The following is an 18,039-nucleotide window of genomic DNA, read 5'->3' as shown; positions in this document are numbered from 1 at the left end:
GATAGCTCGATGAAAAGCTCGAGCACGGCCCCCGAACTCGCGCGACGCATCGCTGCGGCAGTGCACCAGATGATCGAAGAGATCCGTCCACAACTAATCGATGCTGCACTTACCGGCCACCGCGCAGAAAATGAGAACCTACGTCATAGAGACAACTTCCTGTCCGACTATGACCTGTGGATGCATGAACGGTACAAAGAGGTGCTGGTCGAACATATCTCCTCGTTTGTTTACGCATCAGAGGAAGCCGATCCGGAAGTCATCGGAAAAGAATCCGATCCAGATCTATGCGTGCTGATCGATCCTCTGGATACCAGCGAACTGGCAGTACGTGGACTGTGCGGTTATACGCATATCATGGTTTACTCGCGCACCCTGGCTCGCCCGATTATTGCGGTGGTGGGAGATATTTTCCATCATATCCAGATATATTTGGCGGCCCGACAGGACAAAGGCGATGATCGAGCGCTCATGATAACCGCCGACGGCCGCGAACACATTCTTGACCGCCCCTCGGGCACGAGCCTTTCCGAGGCATTGGTCACAAATTATATGATGCGTCCCGAACAGCGATTCCAACCGCTCGCTAGAGAACATCGACTTATAGAGGCACTCAGCGAACCATCTCGCGATGGAAAAGCGAGAGGTCGCATTGGTGTCGATTTCGGCTCGATTGGACTGTGTCACGTTGCCGCCGGATTCTCTGACGCCATGGTGGAATTTGCCAAGGGATTCGCAATCTGGGACCTGTCCCCTGGCCACTATATTCTGCACGCCGCAGGAGGCAGCGTGGTAGATCTGCATGGAGCACCAATCCCGCTGAACTATGATCTGGGTTCGTTATCTGACATCAAGAGCGCAATGAACCGGCGTCAAAAGTTCATTGCCGCCGGAAATCTCGACCTAGCAAACGAAATCCGCGCGACTCTCCGCACCGAAGACCGCCGGTAGCCGCAAAGCCGGTGAGTCACTGTGTGTCTCGACTGACCGCCGGTCATCGCAAAAAAGGCCGAAGGCCGGTCCACCAGGTGGTGGACCGGCCTTCGGGGCTAAAGGTGTTGCTGGGGAGCGGGACTCAGAAGTCCATGCCGCCCATGCCACCGGTCGGGTCGCCCGCGGGAGCGGCGGCCTTCTCCGGCTTGTCGGCGACAACGGCCTCGGTGGTCAGGAACAGGGCCGCGATGGAGGCCGCGTTCTGCAGGGCCGAACGGGTGACCTTGACCGGGTCGGCGACACCGGCGGCCAGCAGGTCCTGGTACTCGCCCGAGTCGGCGTTCAGACCGTGGCCCGCCGGAAGGTTGGAGACCTTCTCGGCGACAACGCCGGGCTCGAGGCCCGCGTTGAACGCGATCTGCTTCAGCGGAGCCGACAGCGCGACACGCACGATGTTCGCACCGGTCGCCTCGTCACCGGTCAGCTTCAGGTCGTCCAGAGCCGGAGCCGACTGCAGCAGGGCCACGCCACCACCGGCGACGATGCCCTCCTCGACGGCGGCCTTGGCGTTGCGCACGGCATCCTCGATGCGGTGCTTGCGCTCCTTGAGCTCGACCTCGGTCGCGGCACCGGCCTTGATCACCGCAACACCGCCGGCCAGCTTGGCCAGGCGCTCCTGCAGCTTCTCGCGGTCGTAGTCGGAGTCCGAGTTCTCGATCTCGGTGCGGATCTGCGCAACGCGGCCCTTGATGGCCTCCGCGTCGCCCGCGCCCTCGACGATGGTGGTCTCGTCCTTGGTGATGACGACCTTGCGGGCCTGGCCGAGCAGCTCGATGCCAGCGGTCTCCAGGGAGAGGCCGACCTCTTCGCTGATGACCTCGCCACCGGTCAGGATGGCGATATCGGCGAGCTGCGCCTTGCGACGGTCACCGAAGCCCGGCGCCTTGACGGCAACGGACTTGAAGGTGCCGCGGATCTTGTTCACGACCAGGGTCGACAGGGCCTCGCCCTCGACGTCCTCGGCGATGATCAGCAGCGGCTTACCGGCCTGGATGACCTTCTCCAGCAGCGGCAGCAGGTCCTTGACGGTGGAAACCTTGGAACCGACGAGCAGGATGTACGGATCCTCGAGGACCGCTTCCTGACGCTCCGGGTCGGTCACGAAGTAGCCGGAGATGTAGCCCTTGTCGAAGCGCATACCCTCGGTGAGCTCCAGCTGGAGCCCGAAGGTGTTGCTCTCCTCGACGGTGATGACGCCTTCCTTGCCGACCTTGTCCATGGCCTCGGCGATCAGCTCACCGATGGACGAGTCGCCAGCCGAGATACCGGCGGTGGCAGCGATCTGCTCCTTGGTCTCGACCTCCTTGGCGGTGTCGAGCAGCTTGGTGGTGACGGCCTCGACGGCCTTCTCGATACCGCGCTTCAGGCCGAGGGGGTTGGCGCCAGCGGCGACATTGCGCAGGCCCTCACGTACGAGCGCCTGGGCCAGCACGGTGGCGGTGGTGGTGCCGTCACCAGCGACGTCGTCGGTCTTCTTGGCGACTTCCTTGACCAGCTCGGCGCCGATCTTCTCGTACGGGTCCTCCAGGTCGATCTCCTTGGCGATGGAAACACCATCGTTGGTGATCGTGGGGGCGCCCCACTTCTTCTCCAGGACAACGTTGCGACCCTTCGGGCCCAGCGTCACCTTGACCGCGTCGGCGAGGGCGTTCAAGCCCCGCTCGAGGCCGCGACGGGCCTCTTCGTCGTACGCAATTGTCTTGGCCATTGCGTTGAGATCCTCCACATGTATATGGCTGACACACAGGACGACCGCAGGTTGGATCGCCCCATTTACGCTGGCCAGGTTCGGTGCCCGCGACGGACGACCGAGGGTGTCGATGGAACCCGGTCTCACCGTCCCGACCTGGCACTCACACGTCGAGAGTGCCAAAGCCCTTTTTAGCACTCAGGGGTATCGAGTGCAAGGTCCGCCCCTCAGGCGGAGCGGCGGTCGTCCACCCGGAGTATCAACGCGACGAACGCGTCCGCCCGCCGCTGCTCGGGCGTGCGTGGTTCTCCATCATCGACCGTTACGAGTTCCGCATCGTTGAGCAGCAGCTCAGCCTCCACCCGCATGATCGCCCGAATGAACGGCGGCGCGACATCCGGCGGCAGGTCGCCGTTGATGATGTAGCTGCCATCGGGCTGCGATTCGGTGGACACATAGGTCAGCGCGCGCTCGAGATCAGCGCGTCGTTCCCCCGCAACTAGGTCGGAATCCGCGACGTCCGCCATTGCTATAGCTTACCGGTGCGCCGGATCAGGCCTTTTTCGACAGGCCGAGCAGTATCGGATCGGCACCGGCACCGCCGCCGTGCCACCAGCAAACCGCTGTCCGCCAACCATTTCCGATGCACCCGCACCGGCGCGGGTCCGCGGACGCCCGGAATCGGGTGGCGCGCCGGGCGGCTCTTGCCGACCTAAAGTAGCCGAGTGAGTGAAAGTCCCGGCTGGAGCGCTATCGACGCCGCGTTGGCACAGCTGTACCACGACATCGAACCCAGTCATTGGGGGACGCAGCTGCCCTGGTCACTGGGCGGTCCCGATCCGCTGGACGGCATCAGCGCCTATCCGCGCACCGAACCGGTTCCGCACTGGCATTACGTCAGCTATGGCATGACCGAGCTGCACGAAAAGGAATGGGACAATCCGGACGAATCGGGCTGGGGATTCGAGTTCACCTTCCGGCTGGTCCGACAGCCGCACGACCGGCAACCGCCGGTCTGGCCCGCCGACTTCCTGCAGAATCTGGCCCGCTACGTATTCCAGTCCGGGAATGGGTTCGCGCCCGGCCACACCATCAAGGCCAATGGTCCGATCGCCGCCGAGCGCGCGGATTCGGATATCCACGCCGTCGCCTTCACCGTTGATCCGGAACTGGGCGTCATCGACACGCCGCACGGACGCGTCCAGTTCCTGCAGATCGTCGGGCTGACCATGCCGGAGTACCGGGCCGCACAGGGCGGGCACACCCTCGCGGTGCTCGACGAACTGGCGGCGCAGCTACCGCTGCTCGTCACCGATATCGACCGCGGACCGCTGATCGAGGAGCCGAAGGCCAAGGCGATATGGCCGCGCTGGGGCGGGGGTCTGCGCGGGCGGGCGTAGATTTCGCAGCGGAAGATCAACGATCCCGAAGGGGGACGACCGTGCCCGAATTGCCGTTCGACTCGCTCTACCGGCACGGGTTCGCGCGGGTTGCGGTCGCGGTGCCGCGGGTCCGGGTCGCCGATCCCGCGTACAACGCCGAGCAGACGCTGGAGCTGGCGCGGCGGGCGGCCGCCGACGGTGTGGTTCTGACCGTGTTCCCCGAACTCGGCCTGTCCAGCTACACCGCCGACGATCTGTTCCACCAGGACGCGCTGGACGATGCGGTGGACGCGGCGCTCGAACGCGTCGTGGCCGCGAGCACGGAGATCGATACGGTGCTGGTGGTCGGCGCTCCGGTGCGGGCGCAGGGGCGGCTGTTCAACTGCGCGATCGCGATCTGCCGCGGCACCGTGCTCGGCGCGGCACCGAAGAGCTATCTGCCGAACTATCGCGAGTTCTACGAGAAGCGTCAGTTCGCAGCGGCCCGGGAGACCCTGGACGACCACATCACGATCGCGGGGCAGCGGGTGCCGTTCGGCGCCGACCTGCTGCTCACCGCGACCAACGTCGACGGCTTCGTATTCCATCTGGAGATCTGTGAGGACGGCTGGGTTCCACTGCCGCCCAGTGGATATGCGGCGCTGGCCGGTGCGACGGTGCTGGTCAATCTGTCGGCCAGCAATATCGTCATCGGCAAGGCCGACTACCGGCGCGCGCTGTGCACATCGCACTCCGCGCGCTATCTGGCCGCCTATCTGTATTCGGCTGCCGGACATGGTGAATCGACCACCGATATGGCCTGGGATGGGCAGGCGCTGGTGTGCGAGAACGGCGAATTGCTCGCCGAAGGCGAGCGCTTCGGCGACCATCCCCAGCTGGTCACCGCGGATCTCGATCTACAGCGCCTGGCCGCGGACCGCATCCGTACCACCAGCTTCGCCGACAATGTGCACGATCACCGCGACCGGCTGATCCGGCTGCGGCGCATCGCGGTGGAGCTGCCGGTCCCGACCGGCACGCTGCCGCTGCGGCGCGAAATCCCGCGCTTCCCTTACGTTCCCAGCGATCCGAAGGCGCGCAATGAGCGCTGCGCCGAAGTGCACCACATCCAAGTCGAGGGGCTGAGCACCCGGCTGCGCGCCACCGGCAGCCAGCGCGTTGTCATCGGCGTCTCCGGCGGACTCGACTCCACCCAGGCACTGATCGTCGCGGCCAAGACCATGGACCGGCTCGGACTGCCGCGGACGAATGTGCTCGCCTACACCATGCCCGGCTTCGCGACCAGCACCCGGACTCGGACCGACGCACACGCGCTGATGGCCGCGCTCGGGGTCACCGCCCAGGAAATCGATATCCGCCCGTCCGCCACCCAGATGTTGCGCGACCTGAATCACCCGGCCGCCGAGGGTGTTCCGCAGTACGACATCACCTATGAGAATGTGCAGGCGGGCGAGCGCACCGCACACCTGTTCCGACTTGCCAACCAGCACCACGGACTCGTTGTCGGCACCGGCGACCTCAGTGAACTCGCCTTGGGCTGGTGCACTTTCGGCGTCGGCGACCAGATGGCGCACTACAGCGTGAACGCCTCGGTGCCGAAGACGCTGATCAAATACCTGATCGCGTGGGCCGTAGACACCGACCAGTTCGGCGATGAGGCGGGCAAGGTGCTGTCATCGATTCTGCAGACCGAGATCTCGCCGGAATTGGTGCCCAGCGACGACGCCACCGCGCCGGGCCAGAGCTCCGAGGCCACCGTCGGGCCCTACGAACTGCAGGACTTCCACCTCTACTACCTGCTGCGCTTCGGCTACCGCCCGAGCCGCGTCGCCTACTTGGCCCGCCATGCCTGGTCCGAGCGCGAGCGCGGCGGCTGGCCGGACCTCATCCCGGCCGACCAGCGCAATACCTACGACCTACCGACGATCAAATACTGGCTGGCCGAATTCCTGCGCCGCTTCGTCCAGACCAGCCAGTTCAAGCGGTCCACCCTGCCCAATGCCCCGAAAGTCGGTTCGGGCGGCTCACTCTCACCGCGCGGCGACTGGCGCGCCCCCAGCGACGCCTCCGCCGCGGCCTGGTTGGACGAACTCGCCCGCAACGTGCCCGAGCACTGAGTTCAGGCAGCGACGGGCGGGCGGTATCGCACCGAAACCGACATCCGGGAGCCGCGCCGCACCGATACCCCGCGCGAGCGAACGGCGCGCCGCTGCCGCACCCTGGCCGCGTGCGCGCACCGAATGCCGATGACTACCCAGCCAATTCGACGACGTCCGGCGGCGAACACGGCCCGGCCGTTCATGACTTCTCGGCGACGATCACCGAAAGCAATTCGGCCAGATCGGCTTCGGCCTTTGCCTTATCGATGCCGAGATCGGACAGAATTCCGGAACCGTTCTCCTGTTCGAGCAGTGCGAGCAGGACATGTTCGGTGCCGATGTAGTTGTGTCCCAACCGAAGTGCCTCACGGAAGGTCAGCTCCAGCACCTTCTTGGCCTCGGCTCCGAACGGAATGAGCGCGGGCACCTTCGCCGGATCGGCGGGCTGTTGGGCGATGGCTGCCGTCGCCGCATCCCGGACGACGTCGAGTTCTACCCCTTGCGCCGCGATCTCCCGGGCGCCGAGGCCTTCCGGTTGCGACAGCAGAGCCAGCACCAGATGTCCGACGCCGATCTCGAGATTACTGGAGGCGCGAGCCGCCTCCTGGGAGGCCACCACCATCTTCCGCGCCCGCGGAGTGAACTTCGCGAAGCCCGCATTGGGATCCATGGCCGCGGCCTCGGCCGGATCACCCGGCCCCTTCGGCACGAACCGCTTCTGCGCCGCCTGTTTGGTGACGCCCATGCTGGCGCCGATATCGGTCCACGATGCGCCGGAGCGGCGGGCCTGATCCACGAAGTGGCCGATCAGATGATCGGCCACTTCGCCGAGATGTCCGGCCGCGACTACCGCATCGGAGAGTTGGTCGAGCACATTGTCCGGACGTGCCTTTTTGATGCCCTCGATCAGATCGTCGAGTCGTACGTTGATTGTCATGCGTCAACCATAGGTTGACGATTCGACATCGTCAACCACTAGTTGACGATCGGCCCGAAAGGTCGGGCGCCCATCGGAACACAGCTGGGCACAAGGCGATTCAACGACTGTCGAGCACAGTCAGGGACGCGCCGCGCGCCCCGCGCCTTGGACGATCTGCTCCTTGAACCAGGCCGCCGTCCGACCGGTCAGCACGGTCCGCGTCGGGGCGTCATCGCGGTGCAGGAACTGGACGACCCCATCACGACGGCCCAGGCTGATGCACTGGAAGTAGTACCGGAACCGCAGTTCACGGGGCTCACGACCGGCCAGGCGCGCGACCGCGGCATCGGCCGCGTACTTACCGGTCGGCAGCGCGGTCGCGCAGGCCATCCGCAGCTCCCGGCCGCCGGGACCGGCGACCACCGCGGCGTCACCGGCCGCATACACGTCGGGATGGGATACCGAGCGCAATGTCTCATCGGTCAGCACCCGGCCATGTCCGTCCACCGCGAGCCCCGCTCGCTGTGCCAGATCCGGCACGCCGAACCCCGCGGTCCACACCGTTGCCGCGGCCGTGAGCACGGAGCCGTCGGCCAATCGCACACCATCCGGCGTCACCTCGATGACCTTTGCCTCCGAACGGATCTCGACGCCGAGCCGCTCGAGCACCCGTCGCACATGCTGCTGCGCCCGCAGCGAAAGCCAGGATGCCGGCGCATCCGAGCCGAGCAGCACGACCTGCGAATCCAGTTGGCACTCGGCCAGTTCGGCGGCCAATTCGATGCCCGTCGCACCGCAGCCGACCACCGCGATCCGCCCCGTCGGGATGCCGGTCCGCAGCCACTGCGAATCCTCCTGCGTCGCAACCGAATACGCGTGCTCGGCCACTCCCGGCACAGCAGTGTCGTTCGTGCTGCCCAACGTGTAGATGAGCGAGTCGTAGTCGAGGGCCCGCGCGTCGTCGAGGATCACCTGCTTGTTCACGGTATCGATACCGTTCGCCCGGGCGCGTACGAACTGGATCCGCTCGGGCTCGAGCAACTCTCGAAGATCCCACTCCTGGATCGACTGTCCGACAGCGTATTGGTGCAGTCGCACCCGTTCGATGAAGCTCGCGCGGGCGTCGACGACGGTGATGTGGGCCGCGCGCGCGGTGCGCGCCAGCCTGCGGGCCGCCGCCAATCCCGCGTATCCGGCGCCGAGGATGACGATTCGATGCTGTCCGGTCATGATGTGGCTCCCTTTCGATCGGCCGACACCCCTCAGACTGGGCAGCCCTCCGATCCCTGACAGCTACCGAACATGACCCGCATCACTGCGCGGCTACCCCGTCGACGCGACCGATGTAGGACAGCTTCTCCGGATTGACGATCAAACGCAGCGCGGTCACCACCTCATCGAGGATGTCGACCGCGACGACCAACACCGGCTCGCCCGCCAACCGGACGACCACCGCGAGCGCACCGTTGATCTCCTCCAGCGTGATCACCATGCCCGGCACTGCCCAGCGGAACAGACCGGCCAGGTAGCGCGCAACCGCGGCCGCGCCCACGACCGGCCGACGGGCCGCATTGACCAGCCCACCGCCGTCCGCGGTCGAGGTGGCATCGGCGGCGAGCAGGCGCTCGAGCCCCTGCACATCGCCGATGCGCGCCGCCTTCAGGAAGCGCTCGATCAGCTCACGGGCCTGATCGGGCAGAACATCGAAGCGCGGTCGCCCCTCGCGCACCCGCACACTCGCCCGACGGAAGATCTGCTGGGAATTGGCCTCGGATACCGCGAGCATGTCCGCGATCTCCCGATGGGCATAGCCGAATGCCTCGCGCAATACGAAGACGGCCCGTTCGATCGGGTTCAACCGCTCCAGCGCCGTCAGCAGCGCCAGCGATACCAGCTCGCGCTCCTCCACCGACTCCAATGGCCCGAGCTCACCGCGCGCGGTTGGCACCGGCTCCGGCAGCCACGGCCCGACATAGGTCTCCCGGCGGGCCCGCGCCGAAACCAGCCAGGTCCGGCACAGATTCACGATCGCGGTGCTCAGCCAGGCCTCGGCCGAGCGAATCGTGGCGCGGTCGGTGCCGTCCCAGCGCAGGTAGGTCTCCTGCACCGCGTCCTCGGCTTCGGTCGCGGATCCGAGCATCCGATAGGCGAGCGCGAACAGGCGCGGGCGATGCGCCTGGAATTCGCGCAATCCATCCGGTTCCACCGCCACCTTCTTCCGTGCTGAGCCACCGAAGATGACCGTACCGGTCGGGATCGCCGCGGCCCCGCGGAGTTGGGCGGGCGACCCGATGGTCCAGCCACGACCGAAAGCCCGACCAAGATCGAACCCCCAGGACCCGAAACCCCCAAGCGCCGCAAGAGTGCTCATGACTGCGCCTCGCTCATAGCCGTAGCATTCCCGCCCGGTCTTGCTGATTCCTAAAGAAATGTCAGACGAGCTCAGTCGGCCAGATCGTCCTGGCGCTCCTTACCGGGGCTGCGTAGCCGCAGCCGACTCGCCCCGCGGATCGCCGCCCCGCGGATCGCCGGACGCGGAATCGCGGGCCGCCGCCGCTGCGCCCGGCGCTGGGCCCGGCGCTCGGACGGCTTGTGCTGCCAGGTCTCCGGGCGTGCGGCGACCCAGCGTTGCGAATGCCAGGCGAACGGGATATGCCCGAGATACACCGCGACCAGCACCAACAGCAAGACGATCGGATAGGTGACCAGCGCCGCCGCCGCGAGCGCGGTCAGCACCAGCAGTCCGGCCGCGGCCTGTGGTGCCACCGATACCGACTTCATCGCCAGCGTCGGAATCGTGCTGACCGCCAACGCCGCCGCGAAGATCGTCCAGGCCGCGACCTCATAGAAGCCGACCCACCAACCGTCGCCGAACTGCACATACAGTCCGATCGGCACCAGCGCGATCAGCGCCGCCGCCGGAGCGGGCACGCCGACGAAATACTCCCGCGACCACTCCGGTCGAGTGTCATCGTCGAGCAGCGTATTGAACCTGGCCAGCCGCAACACAATGCTCACCGTGAACACCAGCGCGATAATCCAGCCCGCGCTGTTGCTGTCGAGCAATGCGATATAGAGCACCAGACCGGGCGCGACACCGAAGGAGATGGCGTCGGAGAGCGAATCGAGCTCCGCGCCCATCTTGGTGGTGGCGGCCAGCATCCGGGCCAGCCGACCGTCGAGCGTGTCCAGCACCGCGGCCGCGCCGACCATCGCCAGGGCGATATCGAGTTTGTCGTCCAGGGCGAACTTCACCGCGGACAGTCCGGCGCACAGCGCCAGGATTGTCACAATGCTCGGCAACAGCCGGATGGTCCGGCGCCTTCGCTGCGGTGTTGTTGGCAGGGCCTGCTCCATCATGAGTCGGTGGCAAGTACGGCCAGCACGGTCTCGCCCCCGATCGTGCGCTGTCCGGGTTCGACGAGCAGTTCGGTGCCCGCCGGGAAGTAGGTGTCGACACGGGAGCCGAAACGGATCAGGCCGTAGGTATCGCCAATGGTCAGTTTGTCACCGACCTGGGCGTCGCACACGATGCGCCGCGCCAGCAGACCCGCGATCTGGACGACCACGATCTGCGCGCCGCCCGCGGTGTCGATGACCATGCTGTTGCGCTCGTTCACCGCACTGGCCTCGGGCAGATCGGCGGAACGGAAGTGACCGGACTGGTGCAGTACCGTGCGCACGATGCCGGAGATCGGCGTGCGCTGCACATGCACATCCAGTACCGAAAGGAAGATGCTCACCCGCGGCAGCGGCGCATCGCCGAGGCCGAGTTCCGCGGGCGGTGCCGCGGTATCGACGAGGGCGATCTCACCGTCGGCCGGAGCGACGACCACGCCGGCCCGGTTCGGCGGCACCCGGTTCGGATGCCGGAAGAAGGTCGCACAGGCCGCGGCGGCCAGCAGACCCGTGCGCCGCACCCACTTGCGCTTACCGCCGAGCACCGCCACCGCGAGCGGCGCCGCGACAAACGGCAGCCCGGCGGGGTGTAGCGGGGGGATCGCGGCCCGGACCAGATCGACGACATGGCCGACTCCGGTCGTTTCGGGCGTGCCGGGCGGGGTGGGACGGCGTGCCACAGGCTCCTCTTTCGTACTCGATGCAGACGTATTGCGCCCTCAACGATAGGTCCGGCGCAAGCGTTCACACCTTACGGGAACGGAGCCCGCGGCACCCGCGCTCAGCGCAGGGCTTTACGGCCGGTGAACAGCTTGACCAGGAACAGCAGAATCACCGCGCCACCGAGGCAGGTGAAGAAGCTGAACCAGAGTCCGCCGCCTTCGACATCGACACCTAGCAGCTTCAATAGAAATCCACCGAGCAGGCCTCCGACGACACCGACCACGACATTGAGGAGGATGCCCTGTTGCGCATCCGTCTTCATGATCTTGCTGGCGATCCAGCCAGCGAGACCGCCGATTATGATCCACCCGATAATCCCGAGTCCGAGCATGGTGTCCTCGAATCACTAGTTGGGCGCAGCGCCGCAGCACAGGGCGTGCTTCGAGGGTATACCCGCCGAATGTGAGAATACGCACGCCCATTCCGCGCACCTCGGGCTAATATGAGGGGGCCTCATGTCTATGCGGACGTAGGCAGTGGGCCGATGAGGGACTCATTTCGATGCTTCGGGGTACAACCCGGCGGCGCCGCCGCAGGTACATAGGAGACGCACAATGGCCGCTCGAATCGCCCAGACAACGGGGTCAGAGCACACGGCGATCCTCGGGCTCGGCGTATACCGCCCCGCCCGAATCGTCACGAACGACGAAGTGGCCGGGCCGATCAACTCGAGTGACGAGTGGATCCGCACCAGGTCCGGCATCAAGACCCGGCGGTTCGCCTCAGAAGAGGAGACCATCCAGTCCATGAGTGTCGCCGCCGCGCGCGGTGCGCTCGAATCCGCAGGCGTCGAGGTCGACCAGGTCGATTGCGTCATTGTGGCCACCTCCACCCACCTGCTGCTCACCCCGGCCGCCGGACCGCGGATCGCGACCGAGCTCGGGATGAACGGGGCAGCGGCCTTCGACGTCTCGGCGGGCTGCGCCGGCTTCTGCCACGCACTCGCGATGGCCTCGGATCTGGTGCGCTGCGGGACCGCCCAGCATGTGCTGGTGATCGGGGTCGAGAAGTTGACCGACACCGTGAATCCGACCGATCGCTCCACCGCATTCCTGTTCGCCGACGGCGCGGGGGCGGTAGTCGTCGGCCCATCGGAGGAGCAGGGCATCGGCCCGACGGTATGGGGTTCGGACGGCACCCAGCACCACGCGATCCGCCAGGACAAGGACTGGATGGAGTACTTCCGGGAAATCGACGAGAAGGGCCTGGACGCGGTGCGTCCCTATCTCGCGATGGAAGGAACGGCGGTATTCCGCTGGGCCGCACATTCACTGGAGAAGGTGTGCCGCGACGCCATCGATCGCGCGGGCCTGTCCACCGATGACCTGGACGCGATGATCCCGCACCAGGCCAATGGCCGGATCATCGAGATCATGGCTCGGGTGCTGAAACTGCCCGAGCACTGCGCGCTGGCCAACGATATCGAGGAGACCGGAAATACCTCGGCCGCCTCGATTCCGCTGGCCATGGAGGCGCTGCTGCGCAATGGCGAGTCCAAGCCCGGCGATACCGCGCTGCTGATCGCCTTCGGCGCGGGCCTGTCCTATGCCGCACAGGTTGTCACGCTGCCGAACTGGCAGTAGCAACCTCGCGGTAGGAACTCAGCCCAGGCCCCAGGTGACCTTCACGGTGAAGGTCACCGTCTGGGTGCCGGGTTCCAATTGAAACGACTCGGCGGCACCGGCCTTCGGGTTGGTGTCTTCGCGGCTGCTGGCCTCGTTGATGGTGATGACATCGGTCAGCTTCATCCCGGCCAGCACCGCATACTGATCGGCCCTGGACTTGGCGTCGGCGAAGGCGCGCGAGCGCGCGTCGGCGACCAGCTTCGAATCGTCCTCGATCGCGAAAGATACCCCGCGCATGCGGGTTTCATTGCCGCCCGCCTTGGTTCCGGCGTCCAGGATCGCCGAACCCTTGGACAGATCGCGGATCACGATATGCACCGAGTTGGTGGCGCGGTAGCCGGAGATGACGTGCCCGTCCGGACCGTACTGCGGCTGGATGGAGACGTCCTTGGTCTGCACATCCTCGCGGGCGAGTCCGGCGGCGACCATGGCATCGGTCATCGCCTTGGACTTTTCATTGGCGCGGGAGATGGCCGCGGAGACATTGTCGGCGTTCACCTCGACACCGAGATCGGCGTTCAGGGTGTCCGGGGCACCACGGACCTGACCGGTGCCGACCACCGTGACCTCACGCTCGGGCGCCGAATCGGATTTACCGCATCCGGTGAGCAGCAGGGCCGAACCGACTACGGCGACAATGACTACCGGATAACGCGTATTGGGTCGCATAGTCGCAACCTACGCATTCGGCGCGGCCGAGCGCGGGAAAACACACTCCGCTGACTAGACCGACGCCTCGACCACGGTCTTGATCTTGTCGAGCGTTTCCCGCATTCCGCGCTCGAGCAGTTCCTCGAACGGCGCCTCGCCGCCGAGCGCGGCATCGATGGCCCGGCGGGAGAACCAGCTGGTGCCATTGGGCACATCGCGGCGTTCGATCAGTCGGGTGCCGGTGGCGGTCGGCTCCAGCGTGTAGCTCCAGATGCTGTAGTTCTCGTTGATGCGAAATGCGAAGGCCTGGTTGGGCTCATAGCGCACGATGCGCGCGGTGGTCGGCCAGTACTTCTTGCCGTCGGTGTTGAGGTTGATCGTCCAAGTGCCCGCCTTCGGCGTGCCGAGCGCGACCATCCGCACACACTGTGGGCTGAACTCCGGCATCCGCTTCAGATCGGACACAACTGCCCACACCCGTTCCGGCGGAGCCGCGATGTCGATGGCGGCTTCGATATTTTTCGGCAACGCTGCCTCCGGGAACCTCTAGCACGACTTGACGATTAGGCAACATCGTAGATGGCGGCTGTTGGAAGACAAATGGGTCACTTTTTCGCGATATGTTTACCGACCCTTGTAATAGCGCGCGCACAATATCTGATAGACGAAGCAACAGACACTGCCACAGGCTTTTCCGTCCAGCGTGAGGTGATCGGCCGTGAAACTGCGCTCGCTCTTACATCGTCGACATGCGGACCAGGTCCCGCTGCTTCCCGCTAACGAACCCGAACGCACAACCGCCAAGGGCATCGCCGCGCCGCGCGGCAGGCGCAAGATCGTGCAGGAAGAACGACTGGAGCGCCTGCTCACCCCCACCGAACTCGACTTGGTGCGCGAACATCGAGTTTGACGAACGTTCCATACTCAATAGGTGACTTCACCCGCTGCTACGAAGCCGGCCATCCTCAGTGTCGACGACGATCCGGGGGTCTCCCGCGCGGTCGTGCGCGACCTGCGCCGCCGTTATGGGGCCGATTACCGGATTCTGCGCGCGGAATCGGGCGCGGAAGCGCTCGACGCCCTGCGTGAGATGAAACTGCGCGGCCAGCCGGTCGCGGTACTCATCGCCGATTTCCGGATGCCGGGCATGGACGGCATCGAATTCCTCGAGCAGGCCATGGATCTGCACCCGTTCGCACGTCGGGTGCTGCTGACCGCCTATGCCGATACCAGCGCCGCGATCGATGCGATCAATGTCGTCGACCTGGACCACTACCTGCTCAAGCCGTGGGATCCGCCGGAGGAGAAGCTGTATCCGGTGCTGGACGGCCTGCTGGAGGCCTGGCGCAGCAATGACCACAAACCCGTCACCGAGACCAAGGTGGTCGGCAATCGATGGTCACCGCGGTCATCGGAGGTGCGCGAGTTCCTGGCGCGCAATCAGCTGCCCTACCGCTGGTATCTGGCCGAGGAGCCGGAGGGCGCGCGGCTGCTGGAGGCGGCGGGCGCCGACCCCAATATCTGTCCGGTGGTGATCACTCCGGCCGGGCAGGCGCTGGTGCAGCCGAGCGACGGCGAACTCGCCGAAAGTGTCGGTCTCAATACCAATCCGACCGGCGACTTCTATGACCTGATCGTGGTCGGCGGCGGACCGGCCGGACTCGGCGCCGCGGTGTACGGCGCGTCCGAGGGACTGCGCACCGTGCTGGTGGAGCGCACCGCGACCGGCGGACAGGCCGGACAGAGTTCGCGCATCGAGAACTACCTCGGCTTCCCGGACGGTCTGTCCGGTGCGCAGCTGGCCGACCGGGCGCGGCGCCAGGCCGCCAAATTCGGCGCCGAGGTGATCACCACGCGCGAGGTGGTCGGGCTCGAGGTGAACGGATCCGCGCGCACCGTGCGCTTCGCCGACGGCGGGCGGCTCTGCGCGCATACGGTCATCATCGCCACGGGTGTGGACTACCGGCGCCATCCCGCGCCGGGCGTGGACGACTTCACCGGGCGCGGGGTCTACTACGGATCGGCCATGACGGAGGCCTCCGAATGCGCCGACCACGATGTCTACATCGTCGGCGGGGCAAATTCGGCGGGGCAGGCGGCGGTGTTCCTGTCTCGCAATGCGCGCGCGGTGCATCTGGTGGTCCGCGCGGATTCGCTGGACAAGTCCATGTCGCACTATCTGATCCAGCAGATCGCCGCGATACCGAATATTCACGTGCACACCAATACCGAGGTGACCGCCGCCGACGGCGAGGATCACCTGCAGTGGATCGTGCTGCGCAATAACGCGACCGGTGCGGAAGAAAAAGCCGAGGCCGAACGGTTGTTCCTGTTCATCGGCGCCGCACCGCAGACCGACTGGCTCGACGGGGTGATCAAGCGGGACGAGGCGGGCTATGTGCTCGCCGGTCCCGATCTGCTCATCGACGGAGCCAGACCGACGGGCTGGGAGCTACCCAGACCGCCCCACCATCTGGAGACCAACGTGCCAGGGGTTTTCGTGGCGGGTGACGTACATGCCGACTCGGCAAAGCGAGTGGCATCGGCGGTCGGTGAGGGTGCGATGGCGGTCATGCTCGTGCACCGGTACCTGGCGTGATAGGAGGCTGGACCATGAATTCGAGGGAGACGGCGGATCGCAGCACCCATTTGGTTTGCGATCCCGACGAACTGCGCAGTCTCTTTCTGTTCGAGAAGCTCACCGATGCACAGCTGGACCTGCTGTGTACCGACGGACGCATCGAGATCGTCGAGCCGGGCCTGGTCTTCCGCGAGGGCGATCCGGCCACCTGCTTCTACGTCATGATCGACGGCGAGGTACAGCTGACCAAGCTCTCCGGCGGTGCGGAGATCGAGATGTCGCGCACCGACTATCGCGGTGCGTACGCGGGTGCGTGGACCGCCTACCTCGGCGACAAGGCCGACCAGAACTACACCGCCTCGATGTATGTGACCCGTCGGTCGCGGTTCTTCGTACTCGACGCTGGCTCCTTCTCGCGGATGATGCACGAGTGGTTCCCGATGGCGGTGCATCTGCTCGAGGGCGCGTTCTTCGGTAACCGCAACAATCTCGAGCGGATCAACCAGCGCGAGCGGCTGCTCGCCCTGGGCTCGCTGTCGGCGGGCCTGACCCATGAGCTGAACAATCCCGCGGCCGCCGCGGTGCGCGCCACCTCCGGACTGCGCGATCGGATCGCTGGCATGCGGCACAAGTTGGCGATGATGGCCCAGGGCAAATTCGACACCACATCCCTGGAGGCGCTGGTGCGCCTGCAGGAGGAGGCCGCGGCCCAGGTCGCGAAGGCACCGGAGCTGACGACCCTGGAGGCCGCCGAGCGCGAGGACATCCTCAGCGAATGGCTCGAGGACCACGGGATCGACGACGGCTGGAATCTGGCGCCGAATTTCGTGCAGGCAGGCTTCGATGTGGACTGGCTGGAACGGGTTTCGGCCACCTTGGAGGGCTCCCCGAACCAGGTGTTCCAGGGTGCGATCCGTTGGCTGAACTACACCATCGAGACCGAACTGCTGATGAACGAGATCGCCGACTCGACCACCCGCATCTCCACCTTGATCGGTGCGGCCAAACAGTATTCGCAGATGGACCGGGCGCCGTTCCAGGTGGTCGACATCCATGACCTACTCGACAGCACACTGGTGATGCTCAGCCGCAAGATCGGCGACGGTGTCAAGGTGGTCAAGGAGTACGACCGCACGCTGCCGGAAGTGCCCTGCTACGCGGCGGAATTGAATCAGGTGTGGACCAACCTGATCGATAACGCGGTGTACGCGATGAACGGTAACGGAAAGCTGACCATCCGCACCCGGCACGAAAACGATTGCGCCGTCATAGAAATCGGCGATACCGGGCCCGGCGTGCCCCCGGAGGCGCGCAGCCGTATCTTCGAACCGTTCTTTACCACCAAGCCGGTGGGCGAGGGCACCGGTCTCGGCCTGGATATTTCGTTCCGGATCGTGGTGAACAAACACCACGGCGATATTCAGCTCGACTCCGAGCCGGGCAACACCAGATTCACCGTGTGGCTCCCGCTGCACCGCCCGGAGGAAACCGACGACATCGAGGCGCAGTCCGTAGCCGATACAGGAGGTCAGCGATGACGCAGGAACTGGATGGCATCGACCCGACGATCGCGCCCAGCGGTCCCGGCTGTATGGAATGTGAAGCGGCCAATGGCTGGTGGGTGCACCTGCGCCGGTGCGCGCAGTGCGGGCACATCGGCTGCTGTGACACTTCACCGGAGCAGCACGCCTCCAAGCACGCCAAGGACACCGGGCACCCGTTCATCCAGAGCTATGAGCCGGGCGAGGATTGGTTCTTCGACTTCCGCTCCGACGAGATGTACAGCGGCGGACCGGAGCTCGCGCCGCCGACGCATCATCCGGTGAACCAGCCGGTACCGGGCCCGCGCGGCCGGGTACCCGACGACTGGCAGGAGCATATCCACTGACATCAGGGATCGTTTAGCGGACCGCAGGGGGCACACCGCACTGTGGGCTCCATGACACCGAACCGATCCAACCCGGTACCCTGCACCGG

18 protein-coding genes are annotated in these 18,039 nt (G+C 65.7%); 8 read left to right on the top strand and 10 right to left on the bottom strand.

The window, feature by feature from the left end:
- Positions 1 to 9 precede the first annotated feature (9 nt).
- Positions 10 to 951 carry an inositol monophosphatase family protein gene (locus tag ABZ293_RS10395; RefSeq protein ID WP_355179256.1) on the top strand — a complete coding sequence of 314 codons (942 nt, stop codon included), beginning with the start codon at positions 10 to 12 and terminating at the stop codon, positions 949 to 951.
- Positions 952 to 1,075: 124 nt separating this feature from the next.
- Here ABZ293_RS10395 and groL read toward each other — a convergent pair whose 3' ends face one another.
- Both groL and ABZ293_RS10385 read right to left on the bottom strand, forming a co-directional pair.
- A complete protein-coding gene (groL, locus tag ABZ293_RS10390; protein ID WP_354955562.1) occupies positions 1,076 to 2,701 on the bottom strand; it encodes a chaperonin GroEL in 1,626 nt (541 codons plus the stop codon).
- 209 nt (positions 2,702 to 2,910) lie between these two features.
- A complete protein-coding gene (locus ABZ293_RS10385) occupies positions 2,911 to 3,210 on the bottom strand; it encodes a DUF222 domain-containing protein (protein ID WP_355179254.1) in 300 nt (99 codons plus the stop codon).
- A 198-nt stretch (positions 3,211 to 3,408) separates the two neighbouring features.
- Between ABZ293_RS10385 and ABZ293_RS10380 the strand changes: the two genes are divergently transcribed.
- Positions 3,409 to 4,083: a suppressor of fused domain protein gene (locus tag ABZ293_RS10380; protein WP_355179252.1), complete on the top strand. Its 675-nt coding sequence runs from the start codon at positions 3,409 to 3,411 to the stop codon at positions 4,081 to 4,083.
- 41 nt (positions 4,084 to 4,124) lie between these two features.
- Positions 4,125 to 6,182 carry an NAD(+) synthase gene (locus tag ABZ293_RS10375; RefSeq protein WP_355179250.1) on the top strand — a complete coding sequence of 686 codons (2,058 nt, stop codon included), beginning with the start codon at positions 4,125 to 4,127 and terminating at the stop codon, positions 6,180 to 6,182.
- Positions 6,183 to 6,363: 181 nt separating this feature from the next.
- Here ABZ293_RS10375 and ABZ293_RS10370 read toward each other — a convergent pair whose 3' ends face one another.
- The 6 genes from ABZ293_RS10370 to ABZ293_RS10345 form a co-directional block, all read right to left on the bottom strand.
- Complete coding sequence (locus ABZ293_RS10370; RefSeq protein ID WP_355179248.1) at positions 6,364 to 7,101, bottom strand: Clp protease N-terminal domain-containing protein; 738 nt, start codon at positions 7,099 to 7,101, stop codon at positions 6,364 to 6,366.
- A 120-nt stretch (positions 7,102 to 7,221) separates the two neighbouring features.
- Positions 7,222 to 8,313: an FAD-dependent oxidoreductase gene (locus tag ABZ293_RS10365; RefSeq protein ID WP_355179246.1), complete on the bottom strand. Its 1,092-nt coding sequence runs from the start codon at positions 8,311 to 8,313 to the stop codon at positions 7,222 to 7,224.
- Between the two features lie 82 nt (positions 8,314 to 8,395).
- Positions 8,396 to 9,454: an RNA polymerase sigma-70 factor gene (locus ABZ293_RS10360; RefSeq protein ID WP_355179244.1), complete on the bottom strand. Its 1,059-nt coding sequence runs from the start codon at positions 9,452 to 9,454 to the stop codon at positions 8,396 to 8,398.
- A gap of 71 nt (positions 9,455 to 9,525) precedes the next feature.
- On the bottom strand, positions 9,526 to 10,443 hold the full coding sequence (locus ABZ293_RS10355; protein ID WP_354955550.1) for a phosphatidylcholine/phosphatidylserine synthase: 918 nt from the start codon (positions 10,441 to 10,443) through the stop codon (positions 9,526 to 9,528).
- Positions 10,440 to 11,162 (bottom strand): phosphatidylserine decarboxylase, encoded by a 723-nt coding sequence (locus tag ABZ293_RS10350; protein WP_354955548.1) that lies wholly within the window; start codon positions 11,160 to 11,162, stop codon positions 10,440 to 10,442. Before ABZ293_RS10350 ends, ABZ293_RS10355 begins: the two co-directional genes overlap by 4 nt.
- 101 nt (positions 11,163 to 11,263) lie before the next feature.
- Positions 11,264 to 11,536 (bottom strand): GlsB/YeaQ/YmgE family stress response membrane protein, encoded by a 273-nt coding sequence (locus tag ABZ293_RS10345; protein ID WP_354955546.1) that lies wholly within the window; start codon positions 11,534 to 11,536, stop codon positions 11,264 to 11,266.
- Positions 11,537 to 11,759: 223 nt separating this feature from the next.
- Here ABZ293_RS10345 and ABZ293_RS10340 point away from each other — a divergent pair, with 223 nt between their 5' ends.
- Positions 11,760 to 12,788: a beta-ketoacyl-ACP synthase III gene (locus ABZ293_RS10340; protein ID WP_355179242.1), complete on the top strand. Its 1,029-nt coding sequence runs from the start codon at positions 11,760 to 11,762 to the stop codon at positions 12,786 to 12,788.
- Between the two features lie 18 nt (positions 12,789 to 12,806).
- On the opposite strand, the gene ABZ293_RS10335 is transcribed toward ABZ293_RS10340, so the two are convergent.
- Positions 12,807 to 13,499, bottom strand: coding sequence for an SIMPL domain-containing protein (locus ABZ293_RS10335; RefSeq protein ID WP_355179240.1), 693 nt, complete (start codon positions 13,497 to 13,499; stop codon positions 12,807 to 12,809).
- Positions 13,500 to 13,553: 54 nt separating this feature from the next.
- On the bottom strand, positions 13,554 to 14,009 hold the full coding sequence (locus ABZ293_RS10330; protein ID WP_355179238.1) for an SRPBCC family protein: 456 nt from the start codon (positions 14,007 to 14,009) through the stop codon (positions 13,554 to 13,556).
- A gap of 190 nt (positions 14,010 to 14,199) precedes the next feature.
- On the opposite strand from ABZ293_RS10330, the gene ABZ293_RS10325 reads away from it, so the two are divergent.
- The 4 genes from ABZ293_RS10325 to ABZ293_RS10310 are packed head-to-tail and all read left to right on the top strand — an operon-like array spanning position 14,200 to position 17,950.
- Positions 14,200 to 14,391 carry a hypothetical protein gene (locus ABZ293_RS10325; protein ID WP_354955537.1) on the top strand — a complete coding sequence of 64 codons (192 nt, stop codon included), beginning with the start codon at positions 14,200 to 14,202 and terminating at the stop codon, positions 14,389 to 14,391.
- Positions 14,392 to 14,412: 21 nt separating this feature from the next.
- Complete coding sequence (locus ABZ293_RS10320) at positions 14,413 to 16,080, top strand: FAD-dependent oxidoreductase (protein ID WP_355179236.1); 1,668 nt, start codon at positions 14,413 to 14,415, stop codon at positions 16,078 to 16,080.
- Positions 16,081 to 16,094: 14 nt separating this feature from the next.
- Positions 16,095 to 17,600 (top strand): ATP-binding protein, encoded by a 1,506-nt coding sequence (locus ABZ293_RS10315; RefSeq protein WP_355179234.1) that lies wholly within the window; start codon positions 16,095 to 16,097, stop codon positions 17,598 to 17,600.
- Positions 17,597 to 17,950 carry a UBP-type zinc finger domain-containing protein gene (locus tag ABZ293_RS10310; protein WP_355179232.1) on the top strand — a complete coding sequence of 118 codons (354 nt, stop codon included), beginning with the start codon at positions 17,597 to 17,599 and terminating at the stop codon, positions 17,948 to 17,950. Before ABZ293_RS10315 ends, ABZ293_RS10310 begins: the two co-directional genes overlap by 4 nt.
- The last annotated feature ends 89 nt before the right edge of the window (positions 17,951 to 18,039 follow it).

It is taken from the genome of Nocardia sp. NPDC005998 (assembly GCF_040614395.1).
In the GTDB taxonomy this organism is placed as follows: Bacteria; Actinomycetota; Actinomycetes; order Mycobacteriales; family Mycobacteriaceae; genus Nocardia.
Note: the sequence above shows the minus strand (reverse complement) of the source record. Positions and strands in the feature narration are given on the sequence as shown.